The organism is Flavobacterium rarum (SeqCode) (assembly GCF_965234445.1).
In the GTDB taxonomy this organism is placed as follows: Bacteria; Bacteroidota; Bacteroidia; order Flavobacteriales; family Flavobacteriaceae; genus Flavobacterium; species Flavobacterium rarum.
The window spans coordinates 99,497-120,304 of sequence record NZ_OZ248503.1; the positions used below are offsets into that span (position 1 = coordinate 99,497).

The following is a 20,808-nucleotide window of genomic DNA, read 5'->3' on the forward strand; positions in this document are numbered from 1 at the left end:
AGTGAATATCCTTTAATATCTATAAGTAATTCTTGCTTTTGACAAATCATAAGGACTCATTTCTAGTTTCACTTTATCACCAGGTAATAACTTGATATAATGCATTCGCATTTTTCCAGAAATATGAGCAATTACAATATGTCCATTTTCTAACTCTACACGGAACATCGCATTTGATAATGCTTCAATGATAGATCCGTCTTGTTCTATTGCTGATTGTTTTGCCATAAGTTAAGCTACTGCTTTTCTATTTTTACCAGTTTTCATCAAACCATCATAATGTTTGTTCAACAAGTATGAATTAATTTGTTGAATTGTATCAATTGCAACTCCAACCATAATTATCAATGAAGTCCCTCCAAAAAACATTGCCCAAGATTGTTGAACATCCATAAGACTTACAACAATCGCTGGGAACACAGCTATCAAAGCAAGAAATAAAGATCCTGGAAAAGTTATCAATGACATCACTTTATCAAGATAATCAGAAGTTTCAGCTCCAGGTCTTACACCAGGAATAAAACCACCGCTTCTCTTTAAATCATCAGACATTTTGTTAGTAGGTACTGTAATTGCGGTATAAAAGAAAGTAAATACAACTATCAAAGTTGCAAAAACAAAGTTATACCAAAATCCAAACATATTACTAAAAGCACCAACAATAGATTGTGACGCATCTGATTTAGATAAACCAGCAACAGCTGCAGGAATAAACATAATTGCTTGTGCAAAAATAATTGGCATTACACCAGATGCATTAAGCTTTAATGGAATCCATTGTCTGTTACCACCCATCATATCTTGCTCGAAATCACCAGAAGTTGTACGACGTGCATACTGCACTGGGATTTTTCTAATTGCCATTACTAATAATACACAAGAAATGATAACAAGTAACCAAATAATGATTTCGATTACCAATAACATTGGGCCTCCATTATTATTAGTAACTCTTGTTGTAAACTCTTGCATAAAAGCTTGTGGCAACCTTGCTAATATTCCAACCATAATCAAAAGAGAAATACCGTTTCCAATTCCTTTATCTGTAATTTTTTCTCCTAACCACATAGCAAAAATTGTACCAGTAACTAAAATTACCACAGAAGAAAACAAGAATTCAAAAGAGTTAAACCCTAATAAAAATGCCGAACTAGGTAAAGTTCTATAAAGATTGTAGATATAAGTTGGCCCTTGAACTAAAGTAATAACGATAGTTAACCAACGGGTAATTTGATTGATTTTTTTTCTACCACTCTCTCCATCACTCTGAAGTTTTTGCAAATAAGGAATCGCAATTCCCATAAGTTGCACAACAATAGATGCAGAAATATAAGGCATAATCCCTAAAGCAAAAACTGAAGCTTTAGAAAATGCACCTCCGGTAAACATGTCTAGAATAGATCCTAATCCATTTTTTGTCTGCCCAGCTAATCCTGTTAATTGAGTTGCGTCAATTCCAGGAAGTGTTACATGAGCACCAAAACGATAAACAAGAAGTAGACCTAAAGTAATAAGAATTCTATTTTTTAGTTCTTCTATTTTCCAAACATTACTTATTGATTCAATAAATTTCTTCATCTTAATTGAAAAATTACATGATTACAGCTTCTCCACCAGCAGCTTCGATAGCAGCTTTTGCAGTAGCAGTAAATTTGTGAGCAGTTACTTTTAATTTTGCTGTCAATTCTCCTCTACCTAAAATCTTAACGATTTCATTTTTGGTAGCAAGACGATTAGCTACATAAACTGTCATATCAACAGTATCTGTAATTACTCCATTATCAACTAATAATTGAAGAGTATCAAGATTAACACCTTCGTATTCTTTACGATTGATGTTAGTGAAACCAAACTTAGGCACACGTCTTTGTAGAGGCATTTGACCACCCTCAAAACCAATCTTTTTAGAATAACCAGAACGAGATTTTGCTCCTTTGTGTCCTCTTGCAGAGGTACCACCTTTACCAGAACCTTCTCCTCTACCTAATCTTTTATTTTGATTGTGTGTAGAACCTTCAGCAGGTTGTAAGTTACTTAAATTCATAACAGTATTTGTTATTTAGCTTCTTCAACAGAAACTAAGTGTTTAACTTTATTTATCATCCCAAGGATTGTAGGATTTGAATCATGCTCTACAACTTGTCCCATTTTACGTAGACCTAAAGCTTCCAAACCTCTTTTTTGAGTAAGAGGACAGTTGATTTTGCTTCTAACTTGTTTTACTAATAATTTAGCCATAATTTCCTTGAATTAACCTTTAAAAACTTTTTCTAAAGAAACGCCTCTTTGTTTTGCAACAGTATAAGCACTTCTCATTTGTAATAAAGCATCAAAAGTTGCTTTAACTACGTTGTGAGGATTTGAAGATCCTTGTGATTTAGATAATACATCATGAATTCCTACTGATTCAAGAACTGAACGAACAGCTCCACCGGCAATAACTCCTGTACCATGAGAGGCAGGAATTAAGAATACACGTGCACCACCAAATTTACCTTTTTGTTCGTGAGGAACTGATTGACCATTCAAAGGAATTTTTACTAAATTTTTCTTAGCGTCTTCTACTGCCTTCGCAATTGCTTCAGAAACATCTTTAGATTTACCTAATCCGTGTCCAACCACTCCATTTTCATCACCTACAACTACAATAGCAGAAAAACCAAAAGCTCTACCCCCTTTTGTAACTTTAGTAACACGATTTACACTTACCAAACGATCTTTTAATTCAAGACCACTTGGTTTTACTAGCTCTACATTCTTGTATTTACTATTAGACATACTATATTAGAATTTAAGTCCAGCCGCTCTCGCGCCTTCTGCTAATGATTTAATACGACCGTGATATAAATAACCTCCTCTATCGAATGTTACAACATCTATACCGGCTTTTAAAGCTTTTTCTGCTACAAGTTTCCCAACTGCAGTTGCAACTTCAATATTCGTACCTTTTCCTATTTCTTTTTCTCTTGAAGAAGCAGCCAATAAAGTAACTCCGTTTACATCATCAATTAATTGAGCATAAATTTCTTTGTTACTTCTAAAAACAGATAGTCTTGGATTTGTAGCAGTACCACTAATCGTTTTTCTAATTCTGAATCTAATTCTTTGTCTTCTTTCAGGTTTTGTTAATGACATAATGTTATTTTTTAAGCTGATTTACCTGCTTTTCTTCTTAATACTTCACCTACAAATTTAACACCTTTTCCTTTGTACGGCTCAGGCTTACGGAAACCTCTAATTTTTGCCGCAATTTGACCTAAAAGTTGTTTGTCAAATGATGTTAATTTTACGATTGGATTTTTACCTTTTTCAGATATTGTTTCTAGTGTTACTTCTGGAGCAACTTCTAAAATAATATTGTGTGAAAAACCTAATGCTAAATCCAATTTTTGTCCTTGATTTGAAGCTCTATAACCAACTCCTACCAATTCTAAAGATTTTGTAAAACCTTCAGATACTCCAATAATCATATTATTGATTAAAGATCTATACAAACCGTGTTTTGCTCTCTGATCTTTGTGATCAGAAGATCTTTCCACTAGTACTTGATCTCCTTCAACTTTAACAGTTACGTCCGAAAACTCCTGAGTTAGTTGACCATTTTTTCCTTTTACCGTAATAATATTCTCAGCAACTGAAACAGTTACACCAGCTGGTATTGTTACAGGATTTTTACCTATTCTTGACATCTTACTTTCGTCTTTAAAATTAGTATACGTAACAAATTACTTCGCCACCAACATTCAATTGTCTAGCTTTCTTACCAGTCATTAGACCTTTAGACGTAGAAACAATAGCAATACCTAATCCATTAAGGATTCTTGGTATTTTTGTAGAACCAGAATATTTACGTAAACCTGGTTTACTAATTCTTTGGATATCTTTAATTACAGACTCTTTAGTATCTTTATCATACTTCAAAGCGATTTTGATTGAACCCTGAACAGCGTTGTCTTCAAATTTGTAACTTAAGATATAACCTTGATCAAATAAGATCTTTGTTATTTCTTTTTTTAGATTAGATGCTGGAATTTCGACAACTTTGTGGTTTGCAGCCACAGCGTTTCTAACTCTCGTCAAATAATCTGCAATAGGATCTGTATACATAAGTATTGATTTGCGGTAACGGTTTTCGATTAAATTTAATCGAACCTGAAACCAGTTTATAAATGTGAAAATCAGACGCGATTACTCGCGTCTGAATATTTTTCTACCAAGATGCTTTTTTAACACCTGGTATCAATCCATTATTAGCCATCTCACGGAATGTAACACGCGAAATACCGAATTGACGCATATACCCTCTTGGTCTACCTGTCAATTTACAACGATTGTGCAAACGAACTGGCGAAGCATTTTTCGGTAATTTTTGCAAACCTACGAAATCTCCAGCTTCTAACAAAGCTTTTCTTTTCTCAGCATACTTTAAAACCGTTTTTTCTCTCTTAACCTCACGGGCTTTCATTGATTCTTTAGCCATATCTTAATTCTTTTTAAAAGGTAAACCTAATTCAGCCAACAATGACTTTGCTTCTTTATCAGTTTTTGCAGTAGTTACAAAAGAAATGTCCATACCTGATATTTTGTTTACTTTGTCAATATCAATTTCCGGGAAAATGATTTGCTCCAAAACACCAAGATTGTAGTTTCCTCTTCCGTCAAAACCAGTAGCTTTGATACCACTGAAATCTCTAACACGTGGTAAAGACGAAGTTATAAGTCTATCTAAAAACTCATACATTCTTTCTCCACGCAAAGTAACTTTTGCTCCAATAGGCATCCCTTTTCTCAATTTAAAAGACGCAACGTCTTTCTTTGAAATTGTAGATATTGCTTTTTGTCCAGTGATCTTTGTTAACTCATCAACTGCATAGTCAATTAATTTTTTATCAGACACTGCTGCACCAACTCCTTTACTCAAAACGATTTTTTCCAATTTTGGAACTTGCATTACGTTTGTGTAACCGAATTCTTCTTTAAGAGCAGAGATAACTCTACTCTTATATTCTTCTTTTAGTCTAGGTATATATGCCATTACTATAGTACTTGATTAGATTTTTTTGAAAATCTTACTTTCTTATCTCCTTCAACTCTGATACCAACTCTAGTTGTTTCCTTAGTTTTAGGATCAATTAGTGATATATTAGATATTTGTATAGAAGCTTCCTTTTTTACAATACCACCTTGAGGGCTTTTTGCACTTGGTTTCGTATGTTTTGAAACCATGTTTACACCTTCAACAATTGCTTTGTTTTTCTCACGGTAAACACGTAAAACTTTACCTTCTTCACCTTTATGGTCTCCAGCAATTACTCTTACGATGTCTCCAGTTTTTATTTTTAGCTTTATCATCTTAAAAACGAATTAAAGCACTTCTGGTGCTAATGATACAATTTTCATGAATTGTTTTTCACGAAGTTCTCTTGCTACCGGCCCAAAAACACGAGTTCCTCTCATTTCACCAGCAGCATTTAATAACACACATGCGTTGTCATCAAATCTAATGTATGAACCATCGGCTCTTCTCACTTCTTTTTTGGTACGTACAACAACTGCAGTTGAAACAGCTCCTTTTTTAACGCTTCCGTTAGGTGCTGTATCTTTTATAGAAACTACAATCTTGTCTCCAACAGAGGCATACCTTCTTTTGGTACCTCCTAAAACACGGATAGTTAAAACTTCTTTTGCTCCCGTATTATCTGCTACTTTTAGTCTTGATTCTTGTTGTACCATAATTATTTAGCTCTTTCTAGGATTTCAACTAATCTCCAACATTTTGATTTACTCAAAGGACGCGTTTCGCTAATTCTTACAGTATCTCCTATGTTACAGTCGTTTGTTTCGTCATGTGCAACAAATTTCTTTGTTTTCAACACGAACTTACCGTATAATGGGTGTTTTACTTTAGTAACTTGTGCAACAACAATAGATTTATCCATTTTGTTAGAAGTTACAACACCAACTCTTTCTTTTCTTAAATTTCTTTTTTCTTCCATCTTTCAGCAGATTACAATGATTGCAACTCTCTTTTAGTAAGTTCGGTAGCTAATCTTGCAACTGTTCTTCTTACACCTCTAATTTGAAGTGGGTTCTCAATTGGTGAAATAGCATGAACCATTTTTAAGTCAGCATAAGCCTTCTTTGTTTGGCTAAATTTTTCTTGCAACTCCGCTGCAGAAAGATTTTTTATTTCTGATTGTTTCATAATATAATATAGATTATGCTTCGAAATCTCTAGCAACGACGAATTTAGTTTTTACTGGAAGTTTTTGAGCTGCAAGACGTAACGCCTCTTTTGCAACTGACAAAGGTACACCTCCAACTTCAAACATAATTCTTCCGGGTTTAACAACGGCAGCCCAATACTCAACTGCACCTTTACCTTTACCCATACGTACCTCAAGAGGTTTCTTAGTGATAGGTTTGTCTGGAAATATTTTGATCCATAATTGTCCTTCTCTTTTCATAAAACGAGTTGCAGCAATACGCGCAGCTTCGATTTGACGAGAGGTTAAGAACATTCCATCTTCATGTACAGATTTAATACCAAACATTCCATTAGAAAGTTCATGTCCTCTTTGAGAATTTCCTTTCATTTTACCTTTTTGTACCTTACGGTATTTTGTTCTTTTAGGCTGTAACATTTTTCTTTAGTTTAAAAATTACTTTCGTTTACGAGCGTCTGGTTTTCCACCTTTATTAAAAGGCTTTCTATCTCCTCTAGGAGCATCACCACCTTTACCACCACCAGGTTGTTTTTTGTCCATTCCTGCAAGTGGAGAAAGATCTCTCTTTCCATAAACTTCACCTTTCATGATCCACACTTTGATCCCCATTCTACCATAAGTAGTATGTGCTTCAGCAAGCGCATAATCAATATCGGCTCTGAAAGTTGATAGAGGAATTCTACCTTCTTTGAAACCCTCTGAACGAGCCATCTCAGCACCATTCAAACGACCAGAAATCAAAACTTTGATACCTTCTGCGTTCATACGCATAGAAGCAGCAATAGCCATTTTGATTGCACGTCTGTAAGAAATCCTGCTTTCGATTTGACGACAGATGCTTGTAGCAACTAGATACGCGTCAAGTTCAGGTCTTTTAATTTCAAAGATGTTGATTTGAACCTCTTTGTCAGTAACTTTTTTAAGTTCCTCTTTCAACTTGTCTACCTCTTGCCCACCTTTTCCGATAATTATACCAGGTCTAGCAGTAGTGATAGTAACGGTTACAAGTTTCAAAGTTCTCTCAATGATTACTTTCGATACACTAGCTTTTGATAAACGAGCGTGGATATACTTTCTGATTTTATAATCTTCGGCAAGTTTATCACCGTAATCATTTCCACCATACCAGTTTGAGTCCCATCCTCTGATGATACCAAGTCTATTTCCAATTGGATTTGTCTTTTGTCCCATGCTGCTTAAGAATTGCTTTGTGTGTTATTGATAGCTCCCAACACGATTGTTACGTGATTGGAACGTTTTCTTATTCTGTGTGCTCTTCCTTGTGGAGCTGGACGAAGTCTTTTCAACATCATTCCACCATCTACACGGATTTCCTTAACAAATAAACCAGCTTCTTCCATATTAGCTTCAGGGTTTTTTGCTTGCCAGTTGGCAATTACAGATAAAACCAATTTTTCTAATTTTCTTGAAGCTTCTTTAGAACTAAATCTTAAGATGTTTAGTGCTCTTTCTACCTTCTGACCTCTTACCAAGTCCGCTACTAAGCGCATTTTTCTAGGTGAAGTAGGGCAGTTATTCAATTTTGCGAAAGCTAAAGACTTATTTGCCTCTTTTCTCGCATCTGCTGTTTCTCTTTTACGAACTCCCATTGCTTCTTATTTTTTACCTTTATTTTTTGCTCCAGCATGACCTCTAAAAGATCTAGTTGGTGAAAATTCTCCTAATTTGTGACCTACCATGTTTTCTGTTACGTAAACTGGTACAAATTGACGACCGTTATGAACTGCGATTGTTTGCCCAACAAAGTCTGGAGTAATCATAGAAGCTCTAGACCATGTCTTAACAACTCCTTTATTCCCACCTGCAATGTTTTCTTGAACTTTCTTGTCTAACTTATAATGAACGAAAGGTCCTTTTTTTAATGAACGTGCCATATCTTATTATTTCTTTCTACGTTCTACGATATACTTATTACTCGGGTTTTTCTTAGAACGAGTTCTATAACCTTTAGCTGGTATTCCATTTCTTGAACGTGGATGTCCACCAGAAGAACGTCCTTCACCACCACCCATTGGGTGATCGACAGGGTTCATTGCAACAGGTCTTGTTCTAGGTCTTCTTCCTAACCATCTTGTTCTACCAGCTTTTCCTGACACAACTAATTGGTGATCCGAATTAGAAACCGCTCCAATTGTAGCCGAACACGTTAACAAGATTAATCTTGTTTCTCCAGAAGGCATTTTAATTGTTGCATATTTTCCATCTCTTGCCATTAATTGAGCAAATGTTCCAGCAGAACGAGCGATTACAGCTCCTTGACCCGGTCTCAATTCGATACAAGAAATAACAGTTCCAAGTGGAACTCTACTTAAAGGTAATGTATTACCAATTTCCGGTTGAGATTCTGGACCAGAAACTAATTTCTGACCTACTTTCAATCCGTTTTGAGCAATAACATAAGTTTTCTCACCATCAGCATAAGCTAATAAAGCAATAAACGCAGTACGATTTGGATCGTATTCGATTGATTTCACTGTAGCTGGAATTCCTTCTTTTGTACGTTTGAAATCAATAATACGATATCTCTGCTTGTGACCACCACCCGTATAACGCATGGTCATCTTTCCTTGACTATTTCTACCTCCAGAGTTTTTTATCGGCGCTATCAAAGAGCGTTCCGGCTTATCAGTTGTAATGGCGTCATAACCATTCACAACTCTAAATCGCTGACCTGGGGTAATAGGTTTTAATTTTCTTACTGACATTTTATCTTAGATATTGTTGTAAAAATCAATTGTTTCTCCTTCTTGTACTTGTACAATTGCTTTTTTAATAGCATTTGTCTTTCCACTGATTAAACCACTTTTAGTGTATTTAGTAGTTCTGTCTGGTCTAACATTCATTGTGTTAACACTCAAAATAGTTACTCCATAAGCAGCTTCAATAGCTTTCTTAATTTGCACTTTGTTTGCTTTTTTGTTAACAACGAATCCAAAACGGTTTAAAACTTCACTTTCTTTGGTTACTTTTTCCGTTACTATAGGTTTAATTATGATGCTCATATCCTATTATTTACTTAAATTTTCTTCAATTACTTCCAAAGAACTCTCCAAAAGCACTAAATTATTAGCATTTAAAATAGCGTAAGTACTTAATTCATAACTACTTACGACATTAGCCGCCTTTAAATTTCGTGAGGACAAATATACGTTTTTATTCGTATCACCCAACACAAACAGTGATTTTTTATTTTCTAACTCTAAAGCTTTCAAAACGTTAATGAAATTTTTAGTGTTTGGTGTTTCAAAATTAAAGTCTTCAAGTACAATTATGTTTGACTCTTTTGCTTTAATTGAAAAAGCAGATTTTCTAGCAAGACGTTTTAAGCTTTTATTCAATTTAAATGAATAACTTCTTGGTCTTGGCCCAAAAACTGTTCCACCACCTTTAAACAATGGATTTTTTGCACTACCCGCACGAGCAGTACCTGTACCTTTTTGTTTTTTAATCTTACGTGTACTTCCCGCTACTTCAGCTCTTTCTTTAGCTTTGTGCGTTCCTTGTCTTTGATTAGCAAGATATTGCTTTACATCAAGATATACTGCGTGATTGTTTGGCTCAATTGCATATACTGAATCAGAAAGTTGAACTTTTCTACCAGTATCTTTTCCGTTGAAATCTAATACTTTTACTTCCATTACTTCTGAATGATTACATAAGAGTTGTTACATCCAGGAACACATCCTTTTATAACAAGTAGATTCTTTTCAGCAACTACTTTTAAAACTCTAAGGTTTTGAACTTTTACATTATCTCCTCCCATACGTCCAGCCATACGCATTCCTTTGAATACTCTAGATGGATAAGAAGAAGCTCCTACAGAACCTGGCGCTCTTAAACGGTTGTGTTGACCGTGAGTTGCTTGACCAACACCACCAAAACCGTGGCGTTTTACAACCCCTTGAAAACCTTTACCTTTAGACACACCTTGTACATCTACAAATTCTCCTTCAGCAAAAATAGAAACATCAATAAGATCTCCTAATTTTTGTTCTGTTGCGAAATCTTGGAATTCAACGACTTTTTTCTTAGCTACAGTTCCCGCTTTTTTAAAGTGACCTAAAGCCGCTTTCGTGGAATGTTTCTCGTTTTTGTCATCGAAACCAAGTTGCAACGCTTCATACCCGTCAACACCTTTGGTTCTGACTTGGGTAACAACGCATGGACCAGCTTCAATTACTGTACAAGGAATATTCTTCCCGTTTTCATCAAAAATACTAGTCATGCCGATTTTTCTACCAATTAACCCAGACATAAATATTAATTATTAATTATTAAATATAAATATAGAACGCAGCTTTTAAGCAAATCCTATTTTTTTAAGTGGGTGCAAATGTATAACTTATTTGCATACAAACCAAAAAAATATTTTTTACTTAAAAACAGCGTTCCTTTTTACTCTTAAAGTAACTAAACTTTGATTTCAACTTCAACTCCACTTGGCAATTCAAGTTTCATTAAAGCATCAATAGTTTTCGATGAAGATGAATAAATGTCAATTAATCTCTTGTATGACATAACTTCAAATTGCTCTCTCGCTTTTTTGTTAACGTGTGGAGAACGTAGAACTGTAAAAAGTTTTTTGTGTGTTGGCAATGGAATTGGTCCTGTAACAACTGCACCGGTGCTTTTTACCGTTTTTACAATCTTCTCAGCAGACTTGTCTACCAACATGTGATCGTAAGATTTTAATTTTATTCTGATTTTTTGACTCATTTTCTTAAAGATTATGCGTTTCCTTTTGCTTTTTTGATAACTGCTTCTGAAATATTAGAAGGTGTTTCAGCGTAGTGTGAAAATTCCATTGTTGATGTTGCTCTACCAGATGAAAGCGTTCTTAATGTCGTAACATATCCAAACATTTCTGATAATGGCACATCAGCCTTAATAGTTTTAGCACCAGCTCTATCTCCCATGTCATTCACCTGACCTCTACGACGGTTAATATCACCTACGATATCCCCCATGTTTTCTTCTGGTGTAATCACTTCCATTTTCATGATTGGCTCTAATATAACTGCACCAGCAGCTTTAGCAACCTCTCTATACCCCATTCTTGCCGCAAGTTCAAAAGAAAGTGCATCAGAATCCACAGGGTGGAAAGATCCGTCTAATAAAGTTACTTTCAAACTATCCACTTGGTATCCTGCTAAAGGACCAGTTTTCATAGCTTCGCGGAAACCTTTTTCTACAGATGGAATATATTCTTTAGGAACGTTACCACCTTTTACAGCATTTATAAACTGTAGACCAACAGCAGCTTTACCGTCAACTTCATCAGCAGGCTCTAATTTAAATACGATATCACCGAATTTACCACGACCTCCAGATTGTTTCTTGTATGTTTCTCTGTGTTGAGCTGATTTAGTAAAAGCTTCTTTGTATTCAACTTGAGGCTCACCTTGGTTCACTTCAACTTTAAACTCACGTCTCATTCTATCTACTAAGATATCCAAGTGAAGCTCACCCATACCCGAGATAATAGTTTGACCTGAAGCTTCATCTGTTCTAACAGTAAACGTAGGATCCTCTTCAGCCAATTTAGCCAAAGCCATACCCATTTTATCTACGTCAGCTTTAGTTTTAGGCTCAATAGCAATACCAATTACTGGCGCTGGAAATCTCATTGACTCAAGAATGATTGGGTGTTTTTCATCACACAATGTATCTCCAGTTTTGATATCTTTAAATCCAACTGCTGCTCCAATATCACCTGCCTCAATGTAATCGATTGGGTTCTGTTTGTTAGCATGCATTTGATAGATTCGAGAAATTCTTTCTTTATTTCCTGAACGAGTGTTCAAAACATAAGAACCTGCATCTAAACGTCCTGAGTAAGCACGGAAGAAAGCCAAACGACCTACGAATGGGTCAGTAGCAATTTTAAAAGCTAAAGCAGCGAATGGCTCTTTAACATCTGGCTTACGCAATATTTTAGTTTGATCCTCTTCTAATAATTCAGCATCATCAGGATGAATCCCTTCAATACCTTCTTTATCCATTGGAGACGGTAAATATTTACATACCGCATCTAACATGAATTGAACCCCTTTGTTTTTAAAAGAAGAACCAGCAATCATAGGAATGATAGCCATGTCCATTACAGCTGCTCTTAATGCAATGTTGATTTCTTCCTCTGTAATAGAGTTTTCATCTTCCATGAATTTTTCAAGCAAATTCTCATCATAGTCAGCTACTGCCTCAATAAGAATCGATCTGTATTCTTTTACCTCGTCAAGCATGTCCTCTGGAATTGGCACAACCTCGTAAGTAGCTCCCATACCAGCATCATCCCAAACAATAGCTTGGTTTCTAACTAAATCCACAACACCTTTGAAATCATTCTCCTCACCAATTGGCAAAGTGATCGCTACTGCATTTGACTTCAACATATCTCTTACTTGTTGACAAACCATCAAAAAGTTAGAACCTTGTCTGTCCATTTTATTAACAAAACCAATACGCGGAACTCTGTATTGATCTGCCAATCTCCAGTTAGTTTCTGATTGCGGCTCAACACCATCAACAGCACTAAATAAGAAAACCAAACCATCAAGTACACGCAAAGAACGGTTTACTTCAACTGTAAAGTCAACGTGTCCTGGAGTATCAATAATATTAAAGTGATAAGGCAATGTTTCAGGTAAAATTTTACCTTGAGTAGTTGGAAAATTCCATTCACAAGTTGTCGCAGCAGAAGTAATTGTAATACCTCTTTCTTGCTCTTGTGCCATCCAGTCCATTGTTGCAGCACCATCGTGTACTTCACCAATTTTGTGTGATTTTCCTGTATAGAATAATATACGCTCAGTTGTTGTTGTTTTACCAGCATCAATGTGAGCAGCAATTCCTATGTTTCTCGTATATTTAAGTTCTCTAGCCATTTCTTTAAGAATTAAAATCTAAAGTGAGAGAATGCTTTATTAGCTTCTGCCATTTTGTGAGTATCCATTCTTTTCTTAACAGCAGCTCCTTCTTCTTTAGCCGCAGCTAAACATTCTGAAGCCAATCTTTGTGCCATTGATTTTTCGTTTCTTCTTCTTGAATAAAGAATCAACCATTTCATAGCCATAGAAATTTTTCTGTCTGGTCTAATCTGCATTGGAATTTGAAATGTAGCTCCACCTACTCTACGACTACGTACTTCTACGTGAGGCATAACGTTTGTTAAAGCATCTTTCCAGATTTCTAATGAAGGTTTTTCTGCATCTTGCTTTTTAGTTTCTATAATGTCAATTGCATCATAAAAAACTTTAAAAGCTGTTGATTTCTTACCATCCCACATTAAGTTGTTCACAAAACGTGTTACCAATTGGTCATTAAACCTTGGATCTGGTAAAAGTGGTCTTTTCTTTGCCGCTCTTTTTCTCATGTCTTTTTTTTAATAAAAGGTTAAAAATTATCCGCTAAATGCTATGCGTTATAGGCCATCAACTTACGTATCCAACTTCTAACCCTTAACTTCTAACCTCTAACGCTTAACGTTTTAAATTACTTTTTTGCTTCTTTTGGGCGTTTTGCTCCGTACTTAGATCTTCTTTGCGTTCTTCCTGCTACTCCTGATGTATCAAGCGCACCACGAACGATGTGATATCTTACTCCTGGCAAATCTTTTACCCTTCCACCCCTAACTAATACTATCGAGTGCTCTTGTAAATTGTGTCCTTCACCAGGGATATAGGCATTTACTTCATTACCATTTGTCAAACGTACACGCGCTACTTTACGCATTGCAGAGTTTGGTTTTTTTGGTGTTGTAGTGTAAACACGCGTACAAACCCCTCTTCTTTGAGGACAAGAATCTAAAGCAACCGATTTACTCTTCTTAGTTATCTGAGTTCTTCCTGTTCTTACTAATTGTTGAATTGTTGGCATAATTAATACTAAAAATTTCTTATTATATTAAATTCCCGCTTTTTACGGGGTTGCAAATGTATAAAATATATTTTACTCTACAAACCATAATTGATTAATTTTTCAGTGAAGTAAAATATTGTTTATTAAATAAATAACTTCTCAACTTAAAACTTAACGGTAAAAATTCAATTATAAGCTTAAAAACAAATATACTCATTCCATTCATTATGATTTTTCACCCAAACAATTGATATTTGCAATAGTTTAATAAAAAAAAATAAAAAAATTGAAAAAAAAAATTCTCTTTCTTTTTATCATACTCTACAGCTTAAGCATAGAAAGTCAAAATTTTGAATTAAAAATTTTTGGCAATTCAATTCGCGAAACAAAAATTATAGATTCAATTGGATACTCTTCAAAACACATTAATTTACACCAAAGTGAGGAAGAAATAAAAACAATACGCATAAAACTCACCAACATAGGTTATCTACATAACATTATAACTTATAAAAAGAAAGAAAACGACAGTGTCTTCAAAGTCCAAATTAAATTAGAAAAAAAAATAAAAAATATCCATATATATATAGGTGCAACTAAAAATAAAATCCTAGCACAATTAGAGGATTTAAAACAGGACTCTATCGAATTAACATATTCTCAAATTGAACCTTTTTTAAAACATATTACACAAAAATTAGAGAAAAATGGTTATGCATTTGCAAAAGTAAAATTGGGTAATATTATAGAAAAAAATCAAAAACTATATGCAGATTTACTTATAAACACCGGATATAAACGAACTTTAAACGCCATAATACTAAATTACAAAAATCCATCTCAGATAAATATATTTCCAAAAGGCGCGGAAAAGCAAGTCAACAAAAAATACAAAAATTCGGTGTTTAATCAAGAAACGGTAGAGAATATAAAAAATGATTTTGAAAAATATAGATTCATTAATCAAACTAAATATCCTGAAATATTATTTACAAAAGACACAACCAAAGTATTTATTTATATAGAAAAAAAGAAAGCAAATAGTTTTGATGGTTATATAGGATTTAATAATACCGAAAGAGAAAAAATAAAACTGAATGGATATCTAGATCTAACATTAACCAACGCACTTAAAAACGGAGAAGAATTGTCTATCTATTGGAAAAATGACGGAGAAAATCAAAAAACCTTTAATGCCAAGCTAGACATACCCTATCTATTAAAAAGCCCGATTGGCATCAAGGGACAAATCAATATTTTAAAACAAGATAGTATTTTTCAAAATACAAAGACAGCTTTGCAACTTGGATATTTTCTAAATTACAACAAACGATTTTACTTCGGATTTGAATCAACCGAATCTAGTGATATTCAAAACGGCAATGAAACAAATTTAAAGGATTATAAAAACACATTTTTCACCTCTTCTTTTGAAATAGTAAATAGCGAAACAAAAAACACCCTTTTTCCGATAAAAAACTATTTAACACTAACCTTTGGAACAGGTAAAAGAACTAATGTTACGGACTCATCAATAAAACAAAATTATGTAAATTTTAACATAATGAATAATTTTTATATTAATGAGAATAATATTATATATGTAAAATTTCAGAATTATTATCTAAAAAGTAAAACCTATTTAATCAACGAACTTTTCCGATTTGGAGGAATAAATTCCATAAGAGGATTTGCAGAAAATTCACTACAATCAAACTTATTGATAGCTTTGATGTCCGAATATAAACTTTTGACATCACAAAAATTGTATTTTAATTCGATTCTAGATTACTGTTATTATGAGGATCCAACCAATACTTTAAAGGAAAACAAAAACAAAAGACTTTTAGGAATCGGAGTAGGCCTAGGCGTAGAAACCACAAGTGGTCTATTGAAATTTTCAATTACAAATGGAAAGACAAACAAACAAGAATTGAAATTTTATAACACAAACATAACTATAAGTTATAATGTTAAATTTTAGCTTTAACAAAAAAAAGACTTTAAGATATTAGGATAGTTAACAATTTATTATGATTTTTGCCTCACTAATTCAAAATATTTAAAAATGAAACTAAAGTTCAATGGATTCTTAGTACTCCTAGTAGTACTTGTGGCGCAACTAACTTTTGCGCAAGAAAGATCTGTTTCAGGAATTGTTTCCGATAATGCAGGAATGCCTTTACCAGGTGTTAGTGTATTGATCAAAGGAACAAAAAATGGAACACAATCAGATTTTGATGGAAGATATACTATCAAAGCAGCACCAAGCGATATTTTGGTGTTTAGTTATGTTGGGATGAAATCATCAGAAAAAAGTGCCGCATCTACTACAGTAAATGTAAAACTTTCAAGTGACGCAACTCAATTAGAGAGTGTAGTAGTAACTGCTTTGGGTATTAAAAAACAAAAGAGATCCCTAGGTTACGCAACAGCTAATGTAGGCGCAAAAGACTTAACAGAAGTTACCAATGTTAATGTTTTTGAATCTCTTTCAGGAAGAGTTGCAGGTGTTGATATTGTAGCACCAGCACAAGTTGGAGCATCTTCAAAAGTAGTTATAAGAGGTTTTAACAGCTTAAGTAGCGTAAGCCCTTTATATGTTGTAGATGGAACACCAATAAACAATAGCTCAAATGGATCATCTGGAACAAGTAGATCATTTGATGGAGGTAATGGGGTAAGTGATTTAGATCCAAACAACATAGAAAGTATGTCTATACTTAAAGGTGCCGCTGCTTCGGCACTTTATGGTTCAAGAGCTTCTAATGGAGTTATCTTAATCACAACAAAATCAGCTAAGAATAAATCTAAAATTTCAGTTGAATTCTTAACATCAACTGATTTTTCACAAGTTGCAAGAGTTCCTCACTTTCAAAATCAATTTGGACAAGGTTGGAATGGCAAATCATGGTCAAATAATCAGCCTGGTAACAATGCTAGTAATGAAAACGGTTCTTGGGGACCTGCCTTTAATGGCGAAATAAGACCTTGGGGTTCTATTGTAGATAATTCTCAACAAATAAAACCGTATGTTGCGTTAGAAAACAATATTAAGGATTTCTACGATATGGGTACCACATATACCAATAGTCTAAGACTAAGTGGCGGTGGAGAAAACTCAAACTTCTCTTTAAATTATTCTGATGTAAATTCTGACGGTATTATCCCAACTTCCGCAGACTCTTACAAGCGTAAAACTTTTGGACTTAATGCAGGGATAACAGATAATAAAATTAGTGTTAAAACTAGCATTAACTATGTTAGAAAAATACAAAATGCTGTTAACACTGGTCAAGGTTCAGCTTCTGGAGAAGGAAATACGCTTACTCAAGAGCTTTTACAAATGCCAACGGATATTAGTATTGTAGATTTAAAAGACTATAAAAATAATCCATTCAATAATAATAGTAACTTTTTTACACCATATGCGAGTAATCCATATTGGACAGTAAATGAAAATAGTACTAATATTGATGGAAATAGATTGTTTGGTAATGTTAATTTTACTTACAAAATAAATGATAAGTTTTCTGCAAGCTACCAAGGAGGTGGTGATTATCGTCTAGAAACAATAAAATCATACGGCGCAAAAATAAATTATGCTGATGGATCAGCACAAGATTTAGCAAGTACTATTGAAGTAGTTGGTGGAGTTACAGAATCTACAAATGAAAATACAGAATTCGACAACAACTTGAATTTCAACTTTAACTCAAAAGTAGCCGAAGACTTCACCGTAAATGCAATGTTAGGTTTAAATACCAATGAAAGAAAATCATCATTCTTACAAGCTTCTATTACAAATTTAGATATTCCAAATTATTATGAATTATCTAACACTTCTCTTAAACCAGTAGTGACTCAAGGTAATACTTTAAGAAAGTCATACTCTGTATTTGGTTCATTAGAAACATCATATAAGAATGTAGTATTTTTGACATTAACAGGTAGAAATGACTGGACTTCAACTTTACCTCAAGGCAACAACTCATATTTTTATCCATCTGCCGCGATCAGTGGTATCGTATTAGATTCTCCTGAATATTATTTAAAACTAAGAGCAGGTTATGCACAAATAGCAAATGACACAGGAGTTTATCAAACAGAATCAACTTTAATACAAGGTGTTGCCAATGCAGGATCTGGTCAAATACTTTTACCAATAGGAGGAGTTAATGGTTACGAATTTGCAGGAAATCTTGGAAACTCACAATTAAAACCTGAAATCACCGACGAATTTGAACTAGGTTTTGAAGCAGCTTTATTTTCTAAAAGAGTAAATTTAGATGCTTCCGTATACAACAAGAAAACAGTTGATGTACTTTTTGCTAGACCATTAGCTACTTCAACAGGTTTTGCTAGTCAAACAGCTAACATTGTAGACATCCAAAATAAGGGTGTTGAAATTGCATTAAATATAGCAGTTTTACAATATGAAAATTTCAAATGGGATTTTGGAACAACATTTACAAAAAACATTTCTGAAGTAACAGACATAGCTGGAGGAGTAGAAAAATTACAATTAGCTTCAAATTACAGTGTAAGTTGGAATGCGGTTAAAGGCCAACCAATTGGAGAATTTCAAAATTTTGTACCAAGAAAAACAGACGATGGTAAGTACATTGTAAACAAAACTACCGGTTTTTACGAAGTTAGTGATGATCAACAAAAAATAGGTAACTCACAAAGAGACTTCATTATGGGATTTAGAAATAAATTTGCATATAAAAATTTATCTTTAGCTTTTAATATCGATTGGAAACAAGGGGGTGAAATGTATTCATATACTAAGAGATTATCTCATTTTACAGGAAACGGTATTGAAACTACTTATAATGATAGAAATACTTTTGTAATTCCAAATTCTGTTAACGAAATTACAGATGCTTCTGGAAATGTTACAGGTTATCAAGAAAACAGCACAGCTGTTTCGTTTGAAAGTCAAACAGATTTTTACAACCCATCAAATAATGCTGCTACTGAAAACTCACATGTTATTGACAAAACATTTGTAAGACTAAGAGACGTATCATTAACGTACAATGTACCATTTGATTTAACTAAAAAATTAGGATTATCAAATGCTTCTTTTAGTATCTATGGTAAAAATCTAGCATTATGGACGCCAGATGGTAATGCATATGTTGATCCAGAATTATCAACTTTCGGATCTGGTTTAGGAAGTGAGCAAGGTGAATTTGGTACAAACCCTTCACAATATTCATATGGGGCATCTCTTAAATTAACATTCTAAATTAAAGAAAAATGAAAAAATTAATAGCAAGTATAATAGTCTTATCAATCTTAATAGTAGGTTGTTCAGATTTAGACATAAATAGAGATCCAGATTCATTAAATCCAAGTAGTGCTCCACTATCTTCCCAATTACCTGCAGGAATTACAGGAATTATTGGTGCAGAAGGTGCGTCATTAGCAATAATTGGAGGTATGTGGTCACAATACTGGACACAAAGTAATGCAGCGAATCAATATAAAGAAATTGATACTTATGCAATTGGAACATCAGATTACAACAATATCTGGAATGCTATGTATGATGCATTAGGAGACATTAGGAACGTAAAGAGAAGAGCTTTAAATGAAGGTAATTGGAATTATTACTTAATTGCTACAACTCTAGAAGTTCAAGCTTCACAAGTTTTAACAGATATATATGGCGACATACCTTATACTGAAGCAAATAATATAAATAATTTAACGCCAAAATTTAATACCGGAGTTGAAGTTTATGATTTAATGCTAAATGATTTAAATATTGCTTTATCGAAAAATTTGTCTGAATCTAAAGGAGAAACTCCAGGAAAAGATGATTTAATATTTGATGGAGCTATGAATAACTGGGTAAAACTAGCGAATACACTTAAGTTGAAAATTTACATGAGACAAACCAATAGCTCTAGAAAAGCAATTGCTGAAGCTGGTATTACTCAACTATTAAACTCCGGAGTACAATTTTTAAATATTGATGCTGGTATGGATCAATTTACAGATGCCCCTGATTTAAGTAATCCGCTATATGAATCAAACAACAGGCAATTAAACACAGCAACAAACTTAAGAATGAGTACTACATTAGCTTCTTATTTCGATTCAAAAGTTGACCCAAGAAAAGGTAAGTATTATGCTGTAGGAAATTCATTAAATCAAGGCGATCTAAACAATCCAGCTGGCCAAGCTACCTTTGCTGTTGTAACATTAAAACCAACTACTCCGGCTTATTTAATGACAATAGAAGAAAGTTTATTACTTCAGGCAGAAGCATTAGAAAGAAACAATACATCTGGCAAAGCGTTGTATGATGCTGCCGTAAATGCTAATTTTGTAAGATATGCATTAAATGGATCTGCTTTTGTAGCTGCAGGTGGAGGTTATGAATATCCATCTACAGGAACTTTTGATCAAAAATTGGAAACAATTATTACTCAAAAATGGATTGCAAGTTTTCCTGGTAATGGATTTGAAGCATTTTTGGAAACAAATAGAACAGGTTACCCAAAAACATCAGCACTTTATCATGACAAACCAGGATACATTGCTGGTCAAATCGTTTATTCAAAAGCTGGAATTACTAATGGATTATTTCCAAAAAGATTGGTGTATCCTATATCAGAAAGAAATGCTAACCCAAACACACCTGTTTTAGTACCAATTACTACTAAAATATGGTGGAATTAAAAAT

General features: G+C 33.9%; 29 protein-coding genes. 3 read left to right on the top strand and 26 right to left on the bottom strand.

Annotated features, from left to right (window positions below):
- Nucleotides 1-12: 12 nt before the first annotated feature.
- The 26 genes from infA to rpsL all read right to left on the bottom strand — a co-directional run bounded on the left by infA (nucleotide 13) and on the right by rpsL (nucleotide 14,123).
- A complete protein-coding gene (gene infA, locus AC8GF4_RS14235; RefSeq protein ID WP_007136545.1) occupies nucleotides 13-228 on the bottom strand; it encodes a translation initiation factor IF-1 in 216 nt (71 codons plus the stop codon).
- 3 nt (nucleotides 229-231) lie between these two features.
- Nucleotides 232-1,578, bottom strand: coding sequence for a preprotein translocase subunit SecY (gene secY / locus AC8GF4_RS14240; RefSeq protein ID WP_506595601.1), 1,347 nt, complete (start codon nucleotides 1,576-1,578; stop codon nucleotides 232-234).
- Nucleotides 1,579-1,591: 13 nt separating this feature from the next.
- Nucleotides 1,592-2,044 (bottom strand): 50S ribosomal protein L15, encoded by a 453-nt coding sequence (gene rplO / locus AC8GF4_RS14245; RefSeq protein WP_264566657.1) that lies wholly within the window; start codon nucleotides 2,042-2,044, stop codon nucleotides 1,592-1,594.
- Nucleotides 2,045-2,055: 11 nt separating this feature from the next.
- Nucleotides 2,056-2,238 (bottom strand): 50S ribosomal protein L30, encoded by a 183-nt coding sequence (gene rpmD / locus AC8GF4_RS14250; protein WP_027310825.1) that lies wholly within the window; start codon nucleotides 2,236-2,238, stop codon nucleotides 2,056-2,058.
- 12 nt (nucleotides 2,239-2,250) lie between these two features.
- Nucleotides 2,251-2,778 (bottom strand): 30S ribosomal protein S5, encoded by a 528-nt coding sequence (gene rpsE / locus AC8GF4_RS14255; protein WP_035668102.1) that lies wholly within the window; start codon nucleotides 2,776-2,778, stop codon nucleotides 2,251-2,253.
- A 6-nt stretch (nucleotides 2,779-2,784) separates the two neighbouring features.
- The gene (rplR, locus tag AC8GF4_RS14260; protein ID WP_116761858.1) at nucleotides 2,785-3,135 is read right to left on the bottom strand and encodes a 50S ribosomal protein L18; all 351 of its coding nucleotides are present in this window, start codon (nucleotides 3,133-3,135) and stop codon (nucleotides 2,785-2,787) included.
- An 11-nt stretch (nucleotides 3,136-3,146) separates the two neighbouring features.
- The gene (gene rplF / locus AC8GF4_RS14265; protein ID WP_506595602.1) at nucleotides 3,147-3,689 is read right to left on the bottom strand and encodes a 50S ribosomal protein L6; all 543 of its coding nucleotides are present in this window, start codon (nucleotides 3,687-3,689) and stop codon (nucleotides 3,147-3,149) included.
- 19 nt (nucleotides 3,690-3,708) lie between these two features.
- Nucleotides 3,709-4,107: a 30S ribosomal protein S8 gene (rpsH, locus tag AC8GF4_RS14270; protein WP_506595603.1), complete on the bottom strand. Its 399-nt coding sequence runs from the start codon at nucleotides 4,105-4,107 to the stop codon at nucleotides 3,709-3,711.
- A 103-nt stretch (nucleotides 4,108-4,210) separates the two neighbouring features.
- Nucleotides 4,211-4,480, bottom strand: a complete 270-nt coding sequence (gene rpsN / locus AC8GF4_RS14275) for a 30S ribosomal protein S14 (protein WP_438066432.1) — start codon at nucleotides 4,478-4,480, stop codon at nucleotides 4,211-4,213.
- Between the two features lie 3 nt (nucleotides 4,481-4,483).
- Entirely contained in the window at nucleotides 4,484-5,035 is a 552-nt protein-coding gene (gene rplE, locus AC8GF4_RS14280; protein ID WP_506595604.1) for a 50S ribosomal protein L5, read from the bottom strand.
- Nucleotides 5,036-5,037: 2 nt separating this feature from the next.
- Nucleotides 5,038-5,352 carry a 50S ribosomal protein L24 gene (rplX, locus tag AC8GF4_RS14285; protein ID WP_506595605.1) on the bottom strand — a complete coding sequence of 105 codons (315 nt, stop codon included), beginning with the start codon at nucleotides 5,350-5,352 and terminating at the stop codon, nucleotides 5,038-5,040.
- 12 nt (nucleotides 5,353-5,364) lie between these two features.
- The gene (rplN, locus tag AC8GF4_RS14290) at nucleotides 5,365-5,733 is read right to left on the bottom strand and encodes a 50S ribosomal protein L14 (RefSeq protein WP_026717863.1); all 369 of its coding nucleotides are present in this window, start codon (nucleotides 5,731-5,733) and stop codon (nucleotides 5,365-5,367) included.
- Nucleotides 5,734-5,735: 2 nt separating this feature from the next.
- Nucleotides 5,736-5,996 (bottom strand): 30S ribosomal protein S17, encoded by a 261-nt coding sequence (gene rpsQ, locus AC8GF4_RS14295; protein ID WP_026707010.1) that lies wholly within the window; start codon nucleotides 5,994-5,996, stop codon nucleotides 5,736-5,738.
- An 11-nt stretch (nucleotides 5,997-6,007) separates the two neighbouring features.
- Complete coding sequence (gene rpmC, locus AC8GF4_RS14300) at nucleotides 6,008-6,205, bottom strand: 50S ribosomal protein L29 (protein ID WP_506595606.1); 198 nt, start codon at nucleotides 6,203-6,205, stop codon at nucleotides 6,008-6,010.
- 13 nt (nucleotides 6,206-6,218) lie between these two features.
- Nucleotides 6,219-6,644 carry a 50S ribosomal protein L16 gene (gene rplP, locus AC8GF4_RS14305; RefSeq protein ID WP_007803637.1) on the bottom strand — a complete coding sequence of 142 codons (426 nt, stop codon included), beginning with the start codon at nucleotides 6,642-6,644 and terminating at the stop codon, nucleotides 6,219-6,221.
- Nucleotides 6,645-6,662: 18 nt separating this feature from the next.
- Nucleotides 6,663-7,418: a 30S ribosomal protein S3 gene (gene rpsC, locus AC8GF4_RS14310; RefSeq protein ID WP_264566654.1), complete on the bottom strand. Its 756-nt coding sequence runs from the start codon at nucleotides 7,416-7,418 to the stop codon at nucleotides 6,663-6,665.
- Nucleotides 7,419-7,423: 5 nt separating this feature from the next.
- On the bottom strand, nucleotides 7,424-7,837 hold the full coding sequence (rplV, locus tag AC8GF4_RS14315) for a 50S ribosomal protein L22 (protein WP_035668120.1): 414 nt from the start codon (nucleotides 7,835-7,837) through the stop codon (nucleotides 7,424-7,426).
- 6 nt (nucleotides 7,838-7,843) lie between these two features.
- Nucleotides 7,844-8,122: a 30S ribosomal protein S19 gene (rpsS, locus tag AC8GF4_RS14320; RefSeq protein WP_007136562.1), complete on the bottom strand. Its 279-nt coding sequence runs from the start codon at nucleotides 8,120-8,122 to the stop codon at nucleotides 7,844-7,846.
- A gap of 6 nt (nucleotides 8,123-8,128) precedes the next feature.
- Nucleotides 8,129-8,953: a 50S ribosomal protein L2 gene (gene rplB, locus AC8GF4_RS14325; protein ID WP_035668122.1), complete on the bottom strand. Its 825-nt coding sequence runs from the start codon at nucleotides 8,951-8,953 to the stop codon at nucleotides 8,129-8,131.
- A 6-nt stretch (nucleotides 8,954-8,959) separates the two neighbouring features.
- Nucleotides 8,960-9,250: a 50S ribosomal protein L23 gene (gene rplW / locus AC8GF4_RS14330; RefSeq protein ID WP_269223826.1), complete on the bottom strand. Its 291-nt coding sequence runs from the start codon at nucleotides 9,248-9,250 to the stop codon at nucleotides 8,960-8,962.
- Nucleotides 9,251-9,256: 6 nt separating this feature from the next.
- On the bottom strand, nucleotides 9,257-9,886 hold the full coding sequence (rplD, locus tag AC8GF4_RS14335; RefSeq protein WP_116761843.1) for a 50S ribosomal protein L4: 630 nt from the start codon (nucleotides 9,884-9,886) through the stop codon (nucleotides 9,257-9,259).
- Nucleotides 9,886-10,503, bottom strand: coding sequence for a 50S ribosomal protein L3 (gene rplC, locus AC8GF4_RS14340; RefSeq protein ID WP_066081043.1), 618 nt, complete (start codon nucleotides 10,501-10,503; stop codon nucleotides 9,886-9,888). The genes rplD and rplC overlap by 1 nt, the downstream gene beginning before the upstream one ends.
- 155 nt (nucleotides 10,504-10,658) lie before the next feature.
- Nucleotides 10,659-10,964 carry a 30S ribosomal protein S10 gene (rpsJ, locus tag AC8GF4_RS14345; RefSeq protein WP_011963470.1) on the bottom strand — a complete coding sequence of 102 codons (306 nt, stop codon included), beginning with the start codon at nucleotides 10,962-10,964 and terminating at the stop codon, nucleotides 10,659-10,661.
- An 11-nt stretch (nucleotides 10,965-10,975) separates the two neighbouring features.
- Nucleotides 10,976-13,132: an elongation factor G gene (gene fusA, locus AC8GF4_RS14350; protein ID WP_506595607.1), complete on the bottom strand. Its 2,157-nt coding sequence runs from the start codon at nucleotides 13,130-13,132 to the stop codon at nucleotides 10,976-10,978.
- 11 nt (nucleotides 13,133-13,143) lie between these two features.
- Nucleotides 13,144-13,620 (bottom strand): 30S ribosomal protein S7, encoded by a 477-nt coding sequence (gene rpsG, locus AC8GF4_RS14355; protein ID WP_143391055.1) that lies wholly within the window; start codon nucleotides 13,618-13,620, stop codon nucleotides 13,144-13,146.
- A 119-nt stretch (nucleotides 13,621-13,739) separates the two neighbouring features.
- Entirely contained in the window at nucleotides 13,740-14,123 is a 384-nt protein-coding gene (gene rpsL / locus AC8GF4_RS14360) for a 30S ribosomal protein S12 (protein WP_007136570.1), read from the bottom strand.
- A gap of 268 nt (nucleotides 14,124-14,391) precedes the next feature.
- Between rpsL and AC8GF4_RS14365 the strand changes: the two genes are divergently transcribed.
- The 3 genes from AC8GF4_RS14365 (at nucleotide 14,392) to AC8GF4_RS14375 (ending at nucleotide 20,804) form a co-directional block, all read left to right on the top strand.
- Nucleotides 14,392-16,089 (top strand): BamA/TamA family outer membrane protein, encoded by a 1,698-nt coding sequence (locus AC8GF4_RS14365; protein WP_506595608.1) that lies wholly within the window; start codon nucleotides 14,392-14,394, stop codon nucleotides 16,087-16,089.
- Between the two features lie 84 nt (nucleotides 16,090-16,173).
- The gene (locus AC8GF4_RS14370; RefSeq protein WP_506595609.1) at nucleotides 16,174-19,362 is read left to right on the top strand and encodes a SusC/RagA family TonB-linked outer membrane protein; all 3,189 of its coding nucleotides are present in this window, start codon (nucleotides 16,174-16,176) and stop codon (nucleotides 19,360-19,362) included.
- A gap of 11 nt (nucleotides 19,363-19,373) precedes the next feature.
- Nucleotides 19,374-20,804 carry a SusD/RagB family nutrient-binding outer membrane lipoprotein gene (locus tag AC8GF4_RS14375; protein ID WP_506595610.1) on the top strand — a complete coding sequence of 477 codons (1,431 nt, stop codon included), beginning with the start codon at nucleotides 19,374-19,376 and terminating at the stop codon, nucleotides 20,802-20,804.
- The last annotated feature ends 4 nt before the right edge of the window (nucleotides 20,805-20,808 follow it).

Coding starts and splice junctions, on each gene's coding strand:
- rplW (WP_269223826.1), bottom strand. CDS start 9,250: ATGAGCATCATAATTAAACCTATAGTAACGGAAAAAGTAACCAAAGAA.
- rplB (WP_035668122.1), bottom strand. CDS start 8,953: ATGTCAGTAAGAAAATTAAAACCTATTACCCCAGGTCAGCGATTTAGA.
- fusA (WP_506595607.1), bottom strand. CDS start 13,132: ATGGCTAGAGAACTTAAATATACGAGAAACATAGGAATTGCTGCTCAC.
- rpsC (WP_264566654.1), bottom strand. CDS start 7,418: ATGGGACAAAAGACAAATCCAATTGGAAATAGACTTGGTATCATCAGA.
- rpsS (WP_007136562.1), bottom strand. CDS start 8,122: ATGGCACGTTCATTAAAAAAAGGACCTTTCGTTCATTATAAGTTAGAC.
- rplX (WP_506595605.1), bottom strand. CDS start 5,352: ATGATAAAGCTAAAAATAAAAACTGGAGACATCGTAAGAGTAATTGCT.
- rpmD (WP_027310825.1), bottom strand. CDS start 2,238: ATGGCTAAATTATTAGTAAAACAAGTTAGAAGCAAAATCAACTGTCCT.
- rpsJ (WP_011963470.1), bottom strand. CDS start 10,964: ATGAGTCAAAAAATCAGAATAAAATTAAAATCTTACGATCACATGTTG.
- AC8GF4_RS14370 (WP_506595609.1), top strand. CDS start 16,174: ATGAAACTAAAGTTCAATGGATTCTTAGTACTCCTAGTAGTACTTGTG.
- rplD (WP_116761843.1), bottom strand. CDS start 9,886: ATGGAAGTAAAAGTATTAGATTTCAACGGAAAAGATACTGGTAGAAAA.
- AC8GF4_RS14375 (WP_506595610.1), top strand. CDS start 19,374: ATGAAAAAATTAATAGCAAGTATAATAGTCTTATCAATCTTAATAGTA.
- rpmC (WP_506595606.1), bottom strand. CDS start 6,205: ATGAAACAATCAGAAATAAAAAATCTTTCTGCAGCGGAGTTGCAAGAA.
- rpsG (WP_143391055.1), bottom strand. CDS start 13,620: ATGAGAAAAAGAGCGGCAAAGAAAAGACCACTTTTACCAGATCCAAGG.
- rplF (WP_506595602.1), bottom strand. CDS start 3,689: ATGTCAAGAATAGGTAAAAATCCTGTAACAATACCAGCTGGTGTAACT.
- rplR (WP_116761858.1), bottom strand. CDS start 3,135: ATGTCATTAACAAAACCTGAAAGAAGACAAAGAATTAGATTCAGAATT.
- rpsH (WP_506595603.1), bottom strand. CDS start 4,107: ATGTATACAGATCCTATTGCAGATTATTTGACGAGAGTTAGAAACGCT.
- rplN (WP_026717863.1), bottom strand. CDS start 5,733: ATGGTACAACAAGAATCAAGACTAAAAGTAGCAGATAATACGGGAGCA.
- rpsQ (WP_026707010.1), bottom strand. CDS start 5,996: ATGGAAGAAAAAAGAAATTTAAGAAAAGAAAGAGTTGGTGTTGTAACT.
- rplC (WP_066081043.1), bottom strand. CDS start 10,503: ATGTCTGGGTTAATTGGTAGAAAAATCGGCATGACTAGTATTTTTGAT.
- rpsL (WP_007136570.1), bottom strand. CDS start 14,123: ATGCCAACAATTCAACAATTAGTAAGAACAGGAAGAACTCAGATAACT.
- rplP (WP_007803637.1), bottom strand. CDS start 6,644: ATGTTACAGCCTAAAAGAACAAAATACCGTAAGGTACAAAAAGGTAAA.
- secY (WP_506595601.1), bottom strand. CDS start 1,578: ATGAAGAAATTTATTGAATCAATAAGTAATGTTTGGAAAATAGAAGAA.
- rpsN (WP_438066432.1), bottom strand. CDS start 4,480: ATGGCTAAAGAATCAATGAAAGCCCGTGAGGTTAAGAGAGAAAAAACG.
- rplE (WP_506595604.1), bottom strand. CDS start 5,035: ATGGCATATATACCTAGACTAAAAGAAGAATATAAGAGTAGAGTTATC.
- infA (WP_007136545.1), bottom strand. CDS start 228: ATGGCAAAACAATCAGCAATAGAACAAGACGGATCTATCATTGAAGCA.
- rplV (WP_035668120.1), bottom strand. CDS start 7,837: ATGGGAGTTCGTAAAAGAGAAACAGCAGATGCGAGAAAAGAGGCAAAT.
- rpsE (WP_035668102.1), bottom strand. CDS start 2,778: ATGTCTAATAGTAAATACAAGAATGTAGAGCTAGTAAAACCAAGTGGT.
- rplO (WP_264566657.1), bottom strand. CDS start 2,044: ATGAATTTAAGTAACTTACAACCTGCTGAAGGTTCTACACACAATCAA.